The 17,674-nt window shown below is 42.3% G+C and carries 13 protein-coding genes; 2 read left to right on the forward strand and 11 right to left on the reverse strand.

What is annotated here, in order from left to right; translation table 11 throughout:
• Window positions 1–110: 110 nt before the first annotated feature.
• From B3297_RS03100 to B3297_RS03115, 4 genes are read right to left on the reverse strand one after another with little or no spacing between them, the layout of a single operon-like run.
• Window positions 111–761 carry a 3-hydroxyacyl-CoA dehydrogenase NAD-binding domain-containing protein gene (locus B3297_RS03100; protein ID WP_286778398.1) on the reverse strand — a complete coding sequence of 217 codons (651 nt, stop codon included), beginning with the start codon at window positions 759–761 and terminating at the stop codon, window positions 111–113.
• Entirely contained in the window at window positions 736–1,872 is a 1,137-nt protein-coding gene (locus tag B3297_RS03105) for a catalase family protein (protein WP_112373457.1), read from the reverse strand. The genes B3297_RS03100 and B3297_RS03105 overlap by 26 nt, the downstream gene beginning before the upstream one ends.
• A gap of 17 nt (window positions 1,873–1,889) precedes the next feature.
• A complete protein-coding gene (locus B3297_RS03110) occupies window positions 1,890–3,245 on the reverse strand; it encodes a Dyp-type peroxidase (RefSeq protein ID WP_070567533.1) in 1,356 nt (451 codons plus the stop codon).
• A 20-nt stretch (window positions 3,246–3,265) separates the two neighbouring features.
• Window positions 3,266–3,823 carry a hypothetical protein gene (locus tag B3297_RS03115; protein WP_070567536.1) on the reverse strand — a complete coding sequence of 186 codons (558 nt, stop codon included), beginning with the start codon at window positions 3,821–3,823 and terminating at the stop codon, window positions 3,266–3,268.
• 802 nt (window positions 3,824–4,625) lie between these two features.
• Here B3297_RS03115 and B3297_RS03120 point away from each other — a divergent pair.
• Both B3297_RS03120 and B3297_RS03125 read left to right on the forward strand, forming a co-directional pair.
• Window positions 4,626–5,084: a hypothetical protein gene (locus B3297_RS03120; protein WP_112373459.1), complete on the forward strand. Its 459-nt coding sequence runs from the start codon at window positions 4,626–4,628 to the stop codon at window positions 5,082–5,084.
• 49 nt (window positions 5,085–5,133) lie between these two features.
• Window positions 5,134–6,444: a hypothetical protein gene (locus tag B3297_RS03125; RefSeq protein ID WP_286778399.1), complete on the forward strand. Its 1,311-nt coding sequence runs from the start codon at window positions 5,134–5,136 to the stop codon at window positions 6,442–6,444.
• 58 nt (window positions 6,445–6,502) lie between these two features.
• Here the strand turns inward: B3297_RS03125 and B3297_RS03130 are convergent, their stop codons facing one another.
• From B3297_RS03130 to B3297_RS03160, 7 genes are all read right to left on the reverse strand, one after another.
• Window positions 6,503–7,039, reverse strand: coding sequence for a hypothetical protein (locus B3297_RS03130; protein ID WP_286778400.1), 537 nt, complete (start codon window positions 7,037–7,039; stop codon window positions 6,503–6,505).
• 577 nt (window positions 7,040–7,616) lie between these two features.
• Window positions 7,617–9,476, reverse strand: a complete 1,860-nt coding sequence (locus tag B3297_RS03135) for a DUF4859 domain-containing protein (RefSeq protein WP_286778401.1) — start codon at window positions 9,474–9,476, stop codon at window positions 7,617–7,619.
• Between the two features lie 22 nt (window positions 9,477–9,498).
• Entirely contained in the window at window positions 9,499–10,467 is a 969-nt protein-coding gene (locus B3297_RS03140) for a hypothetical protein (protein ID WP_145329239.1), read from the reverse strand.
• Window positions 10,468–10,547: 80 nt separating this feature from the next.
• A complete protein-coding gene (locus B3297_RS03145) occupies window positions 10,548–11,690 on the reverse strand; it encodes a DUF4859 domain-containing protein (RefSeq protein ID WP_286778402.1) in 1,143 nt (380 codons plus the stop codon).
• Between the two features lie 19 nt (window positions 11,691–11,709).
• On the reverse strand, window positions 11,710–13,185 hold the full coding sequence (locus B3297_RS03150) for a RagB/SusD family nutrient uptake outer membrane protein (protein WP_286778403.1): 1,476 nt from the start codon (window positions 13,183–13,185) through the stop codon (window positions 11,710–11,712).
• A gap of 45 nt (window positions 13,186–13,230) precedes the next feature.
• Window positions 13,231–16,398, reverse strand: a complete 3,168-nt coding sequence (locus tag B3297_RS03155; protein ID WP_286778404.1) for a SusC/RagA family TonB-linked outer membrane protein — start codon at window positions 16,396–16,398, stop codon at window positions 13,231–13,233.
• Window positions 16,399–16,784: 386 nt separating this feature from the next.
• Window positions 16,785–17,648, reverse strand: a complete 864-nt coding sequence (locus B3297_RS03160; protein ID WP_286778405.1) for an AraC family transcriptional regulator — start codon at window positions 17,646–17,648, stop codon at window positions 16,785–16,787.
• Window positions 17,649–17,674: the final 26 nt, after the last annotated feature.

Here is a 17,674-nt window from a genome sequence, read left to right on the forward strand (position 1 = left end):
AAATCCACAGAAAAGACTAGTCTTAAAATGTACATCTTTGCTTTAACGACAAAAGACAAAGTACACACATGAAAAAATATATTATCGTATTCAGTCTATCCTTACTTACGTTAAGCGTCTCGGCGCAGAAGAAAAAGAAAAAACAGGGCCCGCCACCCGTGGTGAACTTCCTTATTCACGACAATAGGCACCATACCGATATCTTTAGAAAACTGAATAATTTCTTTCTTGATATTTTCATCCGTTTTAGGATGTGCCATGATTTCAGCTGTATTGCGCAACCATATTTGATTGGCAAAATGTAGATTCAAAAACTGTTGTGGCCTACCCGTACTATCTGCAAATTGACTCGGCAATAAGGTAGAAGAATTACTTGCAAAAATCGTTTTGTCAGCAGCCAATTGCGCTGCCTGTTTGTAAAAATCCTTTTTTATTTGGATTTCTTCTGGAATAGCTTCAATAAGCAAATCGGCATCTTTAAGCGCTTCCTCCAGATTACTCGTATAGCTCAAATGCTCCTTTGCCGCTGCTATTTGCGCATCGGTAGCTTGAATATCGATACGATAATTTTTTGCTAAATCATCAAATTTTGATTTTGCTCTATTTACAATCTCCGCATTGATGTCATAAAGGGTAACATCAAAACCGTGAAAAGCAGTCTGAAAAGCGATTTGATAACCCAAAACACCACTACCCGCTACGGTGATTTTTTTATTGAATTCATTTGTACGACAATTAAAGTTTATAAAAATTAGGGTCAAAGGCTTCTTGCAAATTCGTTGGCTCTCTTCTTTTTTTATGATTAAGATCGTGCCTTGCCGTGGAAGAAGTGACGTATGCCGATTGCCTTGCTCTTTGCAAATTGCCTATAGGCGCATTTTCTTCCAACGTGCGGAATGGTGTAAAAGATAAATTTTCCATCACATCAAAATTGCCATCTACAGGAACCTGTTGTTTCGGAATTCTAATTTTTGCAACCGTTTGAAAAGGCGATAATTCCTGCGACCATTCTTCGGTCAGATCATTAATCGGCATCTTTTTTAGGTCTTTGCACAACTGAATTTGCAATTCAAAAGTCAAATCGTTTTTCGCAATTTCTTTGATAATCCCCTTGCGGTAAGGCCAATCGGCACTATCTATATCAATATCTTTTTCGGTAATAAGATTTTGAGTTTCGACAGTAGGTGCAATTCGAATTTTCGCCATATAATCGCCATGACGAACAGCACCCATACTGTAAAATTCATACAAAAAACTGTTTATAGAAGGGATTTTTTCAAATGTTTTTAAAGCGCCCAATTCCTTTAATGCTTCAAAATTTGGGAAAGCTTTTTTGTTTTCAGTCACCCATAAAGTGGCAAATTCCAACTTACCCAAAGCACCTCTTTCAAAGAAATCGTTTAGCTGTAAAAATAACTTCGAAATAAACACATAATGTGCTGCCGTGTTGCAGAAAAACACTGGATTATTAATCAAATTATAATCAACATTAGGTGAATCTTCCTCACCCGGAGCTAATTTTTTACCTTTAATACCAAAAATTTTCAACGCAAAACCCTGTGCATTTCCGCTTAATTTATCGGGCAACACACGAGATGATCCGTTCGAAAACCGCACGACAGCTTCGTATTTTCCAGCTTGCTTATAAATGCCTTGAGCCAGTTCTTCGGGTAGATTGGTTAAAATTTCAACCTCTGCTTTTAGTGCGGCATAGCCATTGGCATGCGCATCACGCGTATGGTGTGCTATTTTACTAATCTCAGGCGTATTTCTGATATAATCTTGAATATCTTTATTAATCTTAGCTATATATTTGTCAAAATTCGCAGGAATTTCTTCTAAATCATAGCTGTATTTTACATTTTCGCTCATGCTTACATTTTTAGCTGTTACAATTCACTGATCCATTTTAGAGCGGAAATACTCGGAATAAAACAATATTCACCACCTTTTACTAAGTTGAACGTTTGCAAACCACGGTATCTTTTCACCAATGGATCGGCAGGCATCGTAAACAATCCCTCTTTATCCTGAACGCCAATCATTGGGTCTTTTTCGGTTCCCAAATTCTGAGAATTCCCATCATTTGCCCATTGTTTTTGCAAAAATTCAAGCGTTCCCATCGCATCAGCACTGATACCCATGAAATATTGACCCCGCTCTTTGCCATCATCCTTGGTAACTTCTGGTGGAACAATGTCCCCAAAAGTCACACTACGTCGAATAATGCGGTGCAGACGCTCATCTTCCAACACAAATGATTTGGAATCTCTAGGATTCATTCTTCGGATATGCGAACTGAAAGGACATTTTTTACCATCTTCATCCCCTTTGAAAGAGAAATGATTGTTCTTGTTCATATCCTCACCAAGCTCTTTATCGTCTTTATCCGCCGACAAAACCAGCGGAGCACCACTTCGCCAACGTCCCACCATTTTCGCAGCCAAAAGTTCGCCCTCTTCGGCAGAATTGGTATTTTCTTGAATGTATTTATTGAAATCGGCAACTTGACTTTGGTATTTTCTAAAAATCATAAACGAGCTGTTCTTGCCCAAAACATCGGGTTGCGGATACGGCTTCGTAATGTCGCCTTCGCCAGGGTAGCCCAACACAAATTCGCCAGCTTTCAAGGGTCTATCAAAACCTGGAGGAACATCAATACCGCTGCCTTCAATTTCGGGATTGCTGATGCCATCGCGGAATCCAAAGACATTTTTCACTTCTTCGGTCGCCCCAAAATCGTGACTAATTAAAACCTGAACGCCAGAACTATCGTGTAATTTGGATTTAAACTCTTCAAATTTTGCCTTCCAATCGGTTTTGTTATTGGCAATAATAGCTGCCGCAATATGGATGTTGGCATTTTTGAAATCCCTCTCCCAATTTTTAGGATCATTAACCCCGATATCATTTAAAAAACCAGCCCTTTTAGCCATTCCTTCCTTGAAAGATTCAGGAAAAGAATCCAAAGAATCTTTGGGAAGGCCAATTTTCTCCAATCCTTTATAGGTGAAGGTAATAGAAACCGAAGAGCCGTCATTTTGATCCCAATTTTCTGCTGAATTCACCAAAGGAATTAGGTTTTTCAACGTCTGTTTTGCGTTAGTCGCATCTTTAATCTCCAAAAGAGCCACTGTACCGTAATAAGGAATTGGTCTGCTTCGGAGTACCAAAGCCTGAATTTCTTCTAATGCTATATTGACTTTATCCCTATTGAAAATTCTTTTTAAGAAATCTATTGCCATAATGAATCTATTTAGTAGGGTTATTTTTCAATTTTGTTCGCGTCGTCAATAGCTTTATTTAGACCAGTGATGATTTTGTCGTTTCTGCGAATATCATTCACCGTTAAGTGCGGAACCCCCACATACCAACCTGTAGCCGTGATTTGTTTGCTTAAAATAAAATCTTTAATCGTAGGATCTTTGATACCCGGCCAGCCTTCGATATTCCCAAAAATAATGTCCATCAACTGTGGAATTTTTGTAGCGAAGTCGTTGATATAAGCATCCCAATCGCCGTCATAAGCGGTACAGAAAAGAATTTTTTTATCATCATCGAACAATACAATTCTCAAATCGTGAAGCGTACCTACTTTGGTTGCTCCTTTCAGGTTTCCGTTGGCAATTTCCATGATTTTACGCAGGTTGTCTGCACCTCCTGGTTTCAAATCTGCCATAGCGGTAAGCTCTGAAACACGACCCGAACGCAATCCTTTTCTACCTGCAGAAGTGGTAGAATGATCGTAACCATCTTCAATTCCTTCGGATAAATTTGCTTTAATAAGCTCTGCTGTAAGTTTTAAATTATCAAATAGTGACATAATATGAGTGTTTTTAATTTATAAATTCATTCTTGCTGATTGATTTGAAATGACACGAATAGATTTCTCATTTCAGCTTAGGATGCTTTTAAATTCTATACATTAACAATAAGAAAACACATATATAATGTAGTTGATCTTGTTTTTGTACATATCTAATTTCATATATTATAGACCTTAGTAGCATTAAAACAACGTAGTTAAGAAATTGTTTTTTGTGATTAAAATATAACTACATATGTGACTTAATACAAAGCGCTTTGTCCTTTTATTTTGTAGTCATGTAGTCACGTGTTTTTTAAAACTTTTCAATTACAATGAAAAATCGGAGAAAATACTCAACAAACAGAATTCACCTCATTAGCTCCTCTTATTGCATACTCAAGGTTTAGTTGACTATCATGCCTAAAATAAGGCTCAATATAAAATAAAAGGACACAAATGATATATTCAATGATTAATAATAAAAACCCAAACGATACAATTCGCACACCTCTTTTCATATTTTGTTAAGCTAGTCTACTATAAATTACTTTCATACTTGTTCCTCTCTCAGAAATCATACTCACATTAAATGATCCAGAATTAAAGAATGAAGTGTTTTTTTTGGCCTTTTTTTTACTGAAGCAAATATATAACTTTATTTACTTGGAAATAAAAATTGTAACCATTACTGAAGATCTAGCTCAATTCACCAACAAATAATTATATTCTCCATAGTTGATAATATAATATACCAGTTGGCGATCCTAACCGCTTCAGCAGATTGGACGATTGATATGGCAAAATTAGCGATAAGCACATGAAAAACTTCGACAGAAACGGAAACGAGTACAAAATGAAACCCCAATTAGGAACCTATGTTCCTTTGGTTGCTATATTTTCTATTATGACCCTAGTTGGGTTCATCAAAATGCCGGAATCCCCTTTCAAATGGTGGATGCTGGGAGTTGTCGTAATCTTGATGATTTCCCTGCTTAGAGCCTATTTTATCATTGACATGGACAGAAGGGAAATGCGCGTCCGCAAGGGACTTTTAGGCAAAGAGGTGACTGTTCCGCTGGAAAGCCTACAGGGATTTACAATCCATAAACTCAAGCAGTACGGCCTCATCACCGTGAGCGTATCGCTTCACGCCCGTTATCGAAATGAAGATGGTAAAGAAAAGAAGGTGCAGCTCGCACAGCATTATTTTACAAAACCGATACAGCGAATATGTAATGAGATCGACGAAATCATCGCTGAAGAGAATAATCGGTGATCCGCTTATCCATAATCCTTAAGCCTGTTGAAACCCCACTCTTTCGATTATGCCCGATTTAAGAATCCTAAAACGACAATTTCTACATGCACTGAAACGCGGAACAGGTGAAGCATATCTGATCGTAAAAGAGCATCCGGAAATTGACTTTTCAAATCAAATTATACAAGGTGCATTAAACATTTTCGCCTATGACGGGCAATGTGAAGGCGACCGGGCAACTTATATTTTTGAGATTATTTCTATTTCAACACAAAAAGACAAAATCCGTAGAGCCGTTTTGCAGGGCTTGGCAAAAGAACAGGATGACACCTGGAATCTGACACATTTGTTTGCCGTGGCAAAACTTTACGCGCAGCAAAATGACACCGAGGCAAAACAAGCTATTTATGACCGGTTTTTAAACAATCCGATCGTCGGCGCTGATTGGGTCGGCGCTCATGAAATACTAGAACTTGATGGACTAAACGGCTTATTTTACGTAGCCGAGAAATTTGGAAAACACATTGAACAACACCCTGACGATTGGCAAGACGATGGCATAATTCAGCATTTTCAAGCAAAAAACCAAAGCATACAGGTTGCTGAAGAACTTAAAAAGAAAGCCCAAACCAATAAGTTCATTCGCTTTTACCTTGACAACATACAGCGAACAGAAATAAACCAGAAAACACAGCGGACAAAACCCCAAAAATACAAAGACATTCTTGATGAAGTGTTAAATAGTAAACCCTGTATTTCTTTTGCAAGAATGAGAAAGCTAACAGAAGAAGAGATAAACACCATTGCAAAGCATCTTTTGAAAGAAACGGACCAGGGAAATATTGAACGCCTTTTGGATATTTTTGACTTTCACAAATTTCCTTATGATAGCCAATTCATTTTAGACTTTGCTAAACAAAAGGGAACAGGCAAAAACAGCATAGCTGAAAATGCCCTTAATGCACTAAAACATCTAAAAAGCAAAGCCATTAGAGACTTTGCTCTGGAGAAAATACAAACAGCCAAAAATCCGATTGACTATTTAGAATTGCTGATTTCTAATTACAGAAGTGGCGACTCGAAGCTACTGACCGAAATCGCCGAAAAGGCAAAAAATGAACACGAAATTGAGCGATTGGCAGGGATATACACAGCTATTTTCAAAAAAAACAACACCAAATCCTGTAAAAATCCCCTTGAAATTCTGTATAGCAAAATGAATTGTGCACTCCACAGAAAAGATATCATAGAAGTTCTGCTGCATAACAACGTTCTCTCCGATACTATAGAAAAAGAACTTCTCTATGACTGCAACCCGGAAACAAGGATGATAGCTCTTCGCGATAGGGCGCTGCATCCTAGTGAGCGGAATTTCTGATTAAATTCTCCAGCACCTTATTGTTCAAAGCCGTGGAGCACTTAGATATTATTATCTTTTATCTTGAAAACAGTTCATTTGGCTCAACTAGGCTATAAATCCCGATATAATCATCAAACTGCAAAAATTTATTATTGATAAAGCAATAGTAACTTATAGACATGAGCTGTGATTTAGCATATCCATCTTTAAGTCTCCAACCACTATTTTCCTTGGTGAAGTATTCGAGTAGAAAATCTTCTAAATTATGACTTTTATAATAATTAGCTACTTTGGAATCCAATAAAAAACAATCAGCGCTACTTAAAATACGCGTATCATCTACCTCTATTTTTTGGTTCAAAGCTAAATCCAAAAACTTTTCATAAGACAAGTTTTTCGGATTTTCACGATGAATTCCCCACAATGCAGGTTCATTAATCATAGCGACTTTGCCATTATTGCATCGAACAAAAAAGTCAAAATCAAATCTTGAGGGCGTTGTTCTGTCATCATAAGCCATTTCATAAATTACCCTTGAATCAATGCGCTTTGTATTCTTATTTCTAGAACAAGAGCTTAAAACGATGAACGCTATCAATATAAATTTTAACATATTTATTCAGATCATTCCGGATCAATCCCAACTATTTTCCTATTGCTAAGTTTGCTATTATCTGATTAATTTCTTGTTGTTCTTCAACAATCTCCGGATCAATCTGGATAACAGTGTCAATAGTGTAACTGCAATAAACTACTTTATTATCATCTGCAAAAATCCAATTAAAAAAAATTAACGCTTCGCCGCTATTTTTCGATGACGAGATATAATAAAGATAATATAAATCAAATGACTTGGATAATTAAATTTTGTCCACCCTCGGTTGGAAACAAATGATTATACTTCATAGCGGTTAATTTACAAAATTCTCTACACTTCCGATCATCAGATTCAAGGAGCCTTTTTCTACTGAGTTGTCGCATTAAGGTCGTTAGAACTCCTTCCTTATCTCCTCCGCAAACTTATTACCCTTTTCGGAATAAACAGCATGGAAAATGCAATGATGACCGTATTTGGACTTAGGAAAATGAAAAAGTCAACAGTTAAAAAAGCCACATCTCCCGACGTGGCCTTCACTTAAATAAACATAAACATATGAACCATCACCTAATCTAGCGGTTCCAACTAACTCTTATTTCACATTCACATTAAATGTAAACGTCGCCTGCACGGTTTTCGCTCCTTCGTACGTATACACCAGTGCCTGCTTAATGGTATATTTCTTTCCAGCTGCCAGAGCTCCCGGATATTGTCCGATCGAGAACGTTATCGTACTTGCGTTAAATTCCGAAAACAAGCCCGCACTAGCGCCCCAGTTGGTGACGGCCCCGGCAGGCGTAAACCAATGCCCGTAACCCGTGGCCGTATTGTTGGGATTTAAACTTCCATTCGGCTCCACGGCATAGAACTTAATTTTTCCACTGCTCATCAAACCCGCCAGGTCTGCCGAAGGTATGGCCAAGGCCTCCCCTAGCTGCGCTGCATTGACGCTTACTTGCGTACCCGAATACCCTGTAGCATCTGCCGGGAAGCTCAAGTCATAATTCAATGCGATATCTTTCGGCTGACTGCTCACCTCATTGTATCCCGTAGCCGTTGTACCTTGAATTTTGATTTCGTAAGGCCATTGCTCATCGTTGCTGTCGTCATCATCCCAGGCATGTGGCTGGTAAACAGATGGGGCACCTGTGACGACAAACCAGAGGTTGCTACAATTGGCCGGAACAGTAAACGCGACCGTATTCTCCGTGCCCTCCGTCCTGTCACCATATACCCGCGTGCCATCTTTCAATAATGCCACATAACCATAGCGCCATCCGGCACGGCTGGCATCCACCGGATTGAATCCAGCAGCATTTGGCAGTCCCTTAAAAGCTACCGAAACCTTAGTTCCCGCAGCCGGAACTTCCAGCGGAATCACATTGTACCCCGTAGTACCCGGACAACGATCATAGGCAACGCGAAGACTACCGTTGGATTGACGCGTAAATTTGGTCGTCAGCTTACCGATATAATTCTTCCCATACTCCCGGATGCTGTTCAGGTCCCAGGTCACAAAGTGGGCCGCCGCATCATAGATCTCATTGTTGAACTGCTTCACATCGATACCCGTTATACGCATATAAGCCTGCACCGGATCTTCGGGTTTTAAAGCTTCGCGCCAGATGCGGCCAATCATATCGATCCCATGTTTGCTGGTCCAATACCAATGGATGAAATAGCTGGCATAACGATATTTCTCGTGATGAATATGGCGATGATAATTTTCGGTATAAACGGTAAAATCATGCCCCGAGAACGCTTGATCCGGATAGGTTTGGTAGGCCTGCCATTGCGCGGTCTGCTCCCAAAATCCGTTGCCGCTGGTTCCGCCGTAGCCGTAACGAAATCCATGTCCGCCTTTCAGATCGGCAAATACCTGATATTGAAAACTGTGCCCGATCTCGTGCGCAATTACAGAACCCACCGGTTTACAGGTCGCCGGATTAATCCACAGTGCCCCGATTGTATCGTCGTAACCGCCGCCATACGCCATCCATTCTGTCGTATAGTGCACAAAAATCATCATTTTGTATTTATCCAGATTGGATCGGTTCACTTTGCGTTCTGCAAACTTCAGCGTACCGACGTTCAATGCGTAGAACTGTTCGGCCTTGGCCAAAAGATCATCAATATCCACCCGATATTCTTCAGGTACGGTGTTCGCATTGGGATCGTTCTTCCCGTAGCTTGCCCCCCAGAACACGATAAAATGCTCCGACTGACGGCTGCGCGAATAGGACCATTTGCTCCCTTTATCGTTATAATCCATGCCTTCAAATTCCTTTGGCTTATAAATCTTCAAAGAATCTGTTCCCACAGTTACGGGCGGCGTGGTGACCTCTTCCTCGACAGGAAGCGCTACTTCTTTTTTGCTGCATCCCTGCGAAAGGAAAACAAGTGCTGAAACCAGCGTCAGCAGGACTTTATTCAATACGATACTTTTCATCATTTGAGCGTTTAATAGGTAGAGATCAACTATGTGTAATGGTCAAAAAACGGAAGCGAACGGTATAGGTACCACTTCGGTAGAATTTGATGGTCGATACGGGGTTAAGATTACGTCCCAGCGTAGTCGCCGTACCTACAATGCGGTAATAAGAAATGGGATCACCCGACCAAAATTCTGTGCCTACATAAGTACCGTTCATGATGGGATACACCAGACCCGAAACATCTGGATAGCGATACACCAAGCCCGTATCGGTAACTTCCTCCGGATAGTAAGGCGACCAATTTTTGAATGTCGGCCGGTCGCCACGTTTGATGACCTCGCCTTTTTTAGGATTGAAGGGCTTGCCGTTTTTATCTTCCCATTGATATACAATTTTGTTTTCTCCTTCTGCCTGATGCTCTACGACGATCTCATAGTCTGTATACGGTAGAAAATTGGATTCGGCCCCGTAGTCCGAACTCGTGCACGACTTAAATAAAATATCTTCCTTCTTAGCACCGATGACATTAAAGTCCAGTATATTCTTAAATTTTTTCTGTCCGGCGACATTGCTCACCTCCACATCGATCGTGTATTGTCCCGGGGTCACAAATTGCGTCGCCTGTGTAAAACCCACGCGACCACCGGTCGCATTGAGCATCATCGGTGGATATTTAGCTTTGCCGATCTTGGCATTCAACAGATCCAGGGTGGTATCCCGCCAGGTGATCTCCGCCAGGTAGGTGGATATCTCATGCTCTTTTGAAAATTCTGTTGAGAGCTCGCCGGTTTCCTTATTTCTTACCGCAAGCAGATTCACGGTCAGCGGGGTTGTGCTTCCATTGGCAACAATGGCATCCGTGTACACCACTGCCCCCTGATTGACCTGCAGATTCTCCACATTATAGCGTATATTTTCACTTAAATAGCCTATTTGATCACTCTTGCAGGAATCCAATAGCCCGAGGGATAAACCTGCTAAGCCGATTATAAAACTTCGTTTTTTCATCTGTTTTATTTTTTCATGTGTGACGAAACCATCCGGTTGATTCAGCACTGCCGCGGAATCCATCCAGCTAGTTTCATAATTTATTTGATCTTAATGTTGAATACAAAAACAGCATTCAAATCACCCTTTGTTTTCGACTTGTACACGAGGGATTGTCGTACCGTATAGGTACTACCCACCGTTGTTTGCCCTGGATATTGCAGTATATTAAAGGTCATCGTTGAGGTTGCCAGCTCAGATACAATGCGTGCATCGGCACCCCACGAACAGGTCTGCCCTTTGGCATCGAACCAGTGTCCTGGTGCGTTCGCGGTACTGTTTGCATTTAAGTTACCATCAGGCTGCACGGCATAATAGGTGATGTCCTTGCCTACCAACGCGGATATTGCCCCACTCTCTACGCCATAAAAGCGTGCTAAACGCGGAAGCAAAACGTCTACTGTGGTGCCAGTATAACCGGCGGCATCGTATTTAATGCTCAGGTCGTAGGTAAAAGTCAGTGTAGCACCAGTTTCTACAATTTTAGGCCCCGTGAGGATCCGCGGCACAAAATCGCCGATAAACGTATGTGTATTGGCCAATACATTCAGCGTTGTTCCTGAAGCCGTTTTTATCCCGGTTGTCTGACAATATACTCGCATATCCGCCTGATCATCTTCTTTGACCGTCACAATACCGTCTGGACTGATCTGATCGGCCTCGCCACGCACTTTCACGTAGTACAGGTAATAAACGGGCTGTGAGGACCAGGCTGCTTTGGGCTGCTTTTGCTTATGATAGAAAAATCCACCCACATTGGCCGCATTGCTGATCGTCGTATACGCTGTGCTGGCCGTTTCCAAATTGTAAGGGGCATCGTTGTAGATGTATGCCCTGACCGAATCTACAGGGATTTCGTTGAGAAACTGGTCAAAAGAATACTGTGCATTTTCATCCACATACTTTACCGAGTCTGTCTTCTGCTTATAATAACGGTTGACCGAATAATCCGAAGGCGCCCAAAAGGTTTTCGCCTTGTTGATTTCGTCTTTGAGTTTAAAATGGTCAATCACCAGCAGCAGGGTATCAAACATCCCATTGGGATGAGCCGCCAGGTAGTCGTAAGTAGACAGATTGACTTCGGCTGTATGGAGGCCATCATCCGTCAGATAAGCCGCTTTCTTGCAACCCACTACTGCCAGTCCAAAAACCAGCAGCAATGCAAATCGATATAAGGTTTTCATTTTTTTCAGGTTTAGTGGTTTATATATTGACAGTTCCCCAGTATGGTGTCTGATTCAGCATAGGATTGGCAGACAACAACGATGGATCAAATGGCCAAAAGTATTTCTTCGCATTAAATTGCGACTGGTTCATTTTGCCTTCCGGAAATTTATAGACATTGAAGTGTTTATACAACCGCACGAGATCGTAATAGCGATGACCTTCCAGAAACAGTTCGCGCGCTCTTTCACTAAAGATGGCCTCAATAAGCGGTTCCTCGTTTGTGTAGGCAGGCAGTCCAGCTTGCGTGCGGATTTCATTTAAGATGGTTTCTGCGGAGCTATTTTTACCTGTTGCGGCCAATCCCTCTGCCATCAGCAGCTTAATATCGGAATAGCGAAAGATGATGATGTTATTTTTAAAAATCGCATTGGCATTTGACGCATTACTCGAAAACTTAACATTTGCATATTTCGTACACAGCGCATAGTTACCGTTATAAACCATATCAAACACACTTTTAAATCGTTTATCGTTACTGTCTTTAAAGAGCGTTTTAATGTAATCCTGACTGATTCTTAAAATTGGATCTGTTAAAGTCCGAAAATAAGGTCCGGCTAGCGAAAAGTATCCAATTCCCGAGTTTGTACCTTCGTTTTCCCCATTTTGGGAGATCTCAAAAATACCTTCATTGGATTTTCCCTGATAAATACTGCGGTAATTCAGACTGTCCCTTCCCACAAAAGAATATTCGCCGCTTTCCAATACCGATTTAGCCGCCTCGATGCAGTCGGCATATTCGCCCCGCCAAGCACTCAGGTGCGCCTGCAGGGCAAGCGCTGCTCCGGTATTTGCACGCAATGCAAAATCATCTTGGTCGATATTGCTCCATTTCAGTAAAGCCAACGCTTTAGTTAAATCGGCCTGGCTCTGATCCAGCACATCACTCTCTTTACTTGCAGCCAGATTTACAGCATCGATGGGCACCACAGATTCTGTTATAATCGGCACTGTTCCCCATACCCTCGCCATATAGAAATAGGCAAATGCACGCACAAAGTAAGCTTCGCCGATATAGTAATCCCTGGTCGATACATTGTCAAAGGCATTTTCGTCCATCTTAGGGAGCCTCTGGATAACGCGGTTGGCCTGATCTATGGCCTGATAGAAGACATCATAGCGCCGCAGCTGATACGCGGGCCGCCAAGTTTCCGAAGCTGCTACAGCCGTGTTGAGCTGCATATTGACAATCGGACTAAAGTCTGCGTTGGTCGAAGAAGTAATTTCGTCCGTGAGCAAATCGCCATAGGCATAGTAGGCCATACCGTTGGCTTGATTTAGGGCCTTGCGCAGCAGCGCATACATGGCGTTGGTTGCGCTATTGGCATCTTCCTGCGTTTTCCAGAAGTTCTCGTCGGTTGCCGAACTGACAGGCTCAATGTCCAGAAACTTGGAGCAGCCTGAAGCGAGATACATGAAAGCACTCAGCATTAAAAACAATATTTTTCTTTTCATCTCTAAATAATTTTAAGCCACCGTTATCCGATGGAACTGACATGATTAAAAGGTAACATCCAAGCCTATTGTCCATTTCTTCGGGATCGGATATCCGTTACCCGTTGAATAACCATTGGCTTCCACTGCTTCAGGGTCCGGCACAGAAGACCAGGACTTAACAGCCACATTATCCACGACCCCATAAATGCGGAGCATTTTCAACTTAAGTTTCTTAATCATGGCCTGCGGGAATGTGTAGCTCAGCTGAATATTTTTCAGGCGTACAAAACTGGCATTTTCCACGAAAGTGCTGTTGGCGATGTGCCAATTGTCTACCGTATTGCGAAACAAAGTAGGGTATTTGGTCTGATCGCCGTCTTTCATCCAGAAGTCGCTCGGCTTAAAATCGCCTGCAATCGCCGAATTTGTTCCCCAAGTCGAATAAAGGGCAGATGAACCGGCATCCTGTAATTTGTCCGACAGGTAACCATTCCACAAAGAGCGTCCGAAAACAAAGCTCACAAGTGTGGATAAGCTAAAATTCTTGTAGGAAAACTGATTGATAAATCCGCCTACGAGGTCGGGATTTGGATTTCCCATATCAATTTTGTCGTTGTAATCGATCACATAATCCCCATTGACATCCCTTCTGCGCGGATCGCCAGCCTGATAAAGGACCGACCGATTAAAGTGCGCTATTCTTCTTCCGGTCAATGGATCGACAGGCACGTCAGCATTGGTCGCATATACGCCATCCACATCCCATACCTTGAATGGAAAAATAGGTTGGCCTACATTCAGGGCGCGTTGCATCCAGGGTGGTCCCACTTGTATTTCCTTTCCACCATCCGGCAGGCTGGTGACATAATTTTTATTATAAGCCATATTGAAATTGGTCGTCCACTGGAATGCCGACGAAGGAGCCATATTTCGGGAGATAATCGTCATTTCCACACCACTGTTTCTCACGCTGATAAAATTATTGGAGACGGTGCTATATCCCGAAGTAGCGGGCATCGTCAGATCGTAAACCAATTCTTTGGAGTCGCGCACATAAAAATCGGCAGTTACCGTAACTCGGTCGTGCAGCAGGTTCATATCGAATCCGGCATTAAACTGCGGTGAACGCTCCCATCGGATCGTCGGTGATGTTGCCGCCGCCGCATAATTAGGAGATACTGTCGGTTTACCGTTATACGAGAGTACCGAACCAGCAATACCATTTTCCAGCACCGATCCTGCATAAGATGCATCAAAAGTCAGTCCTGTATAGCGTGCGTAGTACGAACCCGGATCGCGCCCTGTAATACCATAGCTACCCCTTATTTTGAAAAAGGATATGGCATTTTTGGCTCCCTGGAAAAAAGGCTCTTCCGAAAGTACCCAGCCGGCAGATATGGACGGGAAAATACCCCAGCGGTTATCCTTGCTGTAACGCGACGAGGCATCCATCCGGTAACTTGCAGAAAGCAGGTATTTGTCCTTATAATCATAGCCAAAACGACCGAATACCGATACGCGTGAGCGCTCGCTGATGGAAGTCGTCGCATAGAGATCCGGCCCGGAAGGGATACCGGTTACGGTTTTCACATAAGTTCCATTGTCGTTATAGCCATACATATAGTTTTCATTGGACGTGTTCCGTTCAATACCAGTACCCAAAACGGCCGTAAAATTGTGGATGTTGCGGATGCTCTTGATGTAGTTAAAATAGGTTTCCCATTCCCAGCGCTTGTTTTGATTCACCCAATTTTGTGCATAGTTTCTATTACCTGTCAGCAGTTTGGGACGAAAAAGATCGCGCGTATTATTATTAACATTAAACGAAAACTGCGAGCGCAGGGTCAGGCCATTGATCAGAAATTTCTTGAGTGTCCCAGCGAAGTTTCCATTCAGGCTGAAGGAGTTATCGCGATCCATCAGACCGTCGTAGCGCCCGGTATAGATCTGCTCATCTACATCTGTAATCTGATAGAAAGAAGAAGGAAATCCCCAGGTACTAAATGGATATTTCGTATCGTCACCCGAACCATGTTTCGCTTTAGTAAAACCTGCGAACAAGTTGGTCTCAAATTGGAAATTGTCCGTCGGGTTGGCCTGTAACATCAGGCGTGGTGTGAGGTTTTCATTTTCAAAGCCCATCATTACGCCCTGCTCATAATAACGCTGTGCCGAGAAACGGTATAAAAATTTCTCCATGGTGGCACCAATACTCACATTGACATTGTTGATGTTGGCCGACTGCAGAAAAAGCCCCTGCCAATCGGTATTGTTGTTAAAGGCCGGATTTAAACTATCTGTCAACATGGGGCTAATGGACCCATTGTTGAACCAGTCATACGATCCACCCTGATAGAGCAAGTTCATTTTCAGCCTGCGCTCGGCGGCTCCCACGGTGATGGGCTTCATGGCCGGACGGCTGGAAACTCCATTGTAAGCCGAGATCCGTATTTCGGGTTTCCCCTGCGCCGGACGTTTGGTTTTGATGATAATAACCCCATTGGCAGCACGGGCGCCATAAATGGCCGATGCCGAAGCGTCTTTCAGGATATCAACCGATTCGATGTCGTTGGGATTAATGGCCTGCAAAGGACTTGCATTACCGTAAGCCGATCGGATATCACTCACGTCGTAAATAATATTATCGATCACGTACAAGGGCGCCTGCAGTTGGTTGTCTGCTAGACCCAGGTTGCTCGTCCCGCGGATGTTGACAATGTTATTGGTACCGGGTTCGCCGGATGTGCTCAACACGGTCAGACCGGCCACGCGTCCCTGCAGCATGGCATCGAAGGTTGCATAGGGCGTATTTTCAAAATCCTTCCCTTTTACGGTAGCAATAGCTCCTGTCGTCTTCCGGCGCTGCACATCCTGATAGCCCATTACGACCACCTCATCCAGCCCCGTTCCATCTTCCTTCATCGTTATCTGAAGTGGATTTTCGCCGGCACGCAGCTGTTTCTCCTGCCGTACATAACCAACGTAACTAAAAATCAGGGTTGGATTGGCCGATTTAAGCGGTAGACTGAATTTTCCATCTGCATCCGTTTTGGTGGCATTGCGGATGCCTTTCTCTAAAATACTCAGATCAGACAGCGGTGTGCCTTTTTCGTCTTTAACGATCCCCGTGACCGTTCTCTGTTGTTGCGCATACAGCTGTTGACAGACCAACAGCAGCAACATAAAAATACCCGTTAAGCATTTTTTTGGAAGGTTTTCATACATAGTCATAATTTCGTTAAGCAGGTGTTCATTTTAACATACCGTCGACCACACATCTACCCCTGGGATAAACGCGGTTCCTTTCTAAAAAAGGCGGCTACAGTATGTTAAAAAATTGATTAGTTGTTCTTTCTGTAACAAAATTAGTACTTCGAAACAGCGGTTTTCGGTCAGATCTTACCCACTCGTTCTAACATTTTAACAAAAGAAAAGAGGCCTATTGGCGAGGTGTAGGATTGCAGCACAGTGCATAAAACAGCAATTCCGTCTAACCATAGCAGGAGTATTTTTCCTGTTATGATTAGACGGAATTGAATCAGCGCCGAAATCGCGCCGGAAATTGAGCGACCTTCTGCCGGATGGGATCAAATAGCCTAAAGCGATTAAAAAGTCCGTTAATCGTATAGGTAATTCCGGTAGTTGCGGACGTATATCTTAGGAGATACCCCTAAAATATTCCGGAAAACACGATTAAAATTAGTGATGCTATTAAAGCCAGCATCATAGGCTATTAAAGAGATCGAATCGTGCCTTCCTAAACCCAATAATTTACAGGCTTCGCGGATACGCAGTTCATTCAAATAGGCCACAAATGTCTTTCCCGTACAGTTTTTAAAATAGCGGCAGAAGGCATGTGGCGTCAGATTTGCTTTTTCAGCGATTTCATCCAAACTGATATCCTCTTTAAAGTGCTCTTCCAAAAATTTACATAGCTTTTCAATACGGAAAGGTTTGGAGATTTCCCTTTTGGGCAATTGTACACCCGAAAGGGGCTCCAGTTCAGTAAATACTTTGCTGAGTGATTTTAACAAATAAAAAAAATTGACAAGCTGGTCCAGAAAGTCGGACTTTTGCAGTATTTCAATATAATAGCACACCTGCCCCTGAAGTTTCGGTGGGACCTTAAATCCCCGCTGGCATTTATGCACAAAATCAAGCAGGTTTCGAAGTTCGGGCATGGTAGCCATGGTAGACAGTGCTCCTTTCGCGCTAAAAAATAAGGAGACAGACCGCACACTTTCACCTGCAATGAAACTTTTAAACACATGGGCCTGGTTTGTCCCCAATAGAAAAATGTCACCGGGTTGAAATTCATGCACATTATCGTCAAGGAGGAGCTGGCCAATGCCTTCTTTAATCCAGATTAATTGATATTCCTCATGACGATGCATATGCGGATAAAACTTATCCAGCACATCTTCTTGAATATAGATCGATTTATCCTGAGGAGCAGGAACTTTGAACTGAACTGGCTTCATAACAATTTAGATTTAAATAAATGTCA

Source organism: Sphingobacterium sp. UBA3519 (assembly GCF_002377215.1).
In the GTDB taxonomy this organism is placed as follows: Bacteria; Bacteroidota; Bacteroidia; order Sphingobacteriales; family Sphingobacteriaceae; genus Sphingobacterium; species Sphingobacterium multivorum.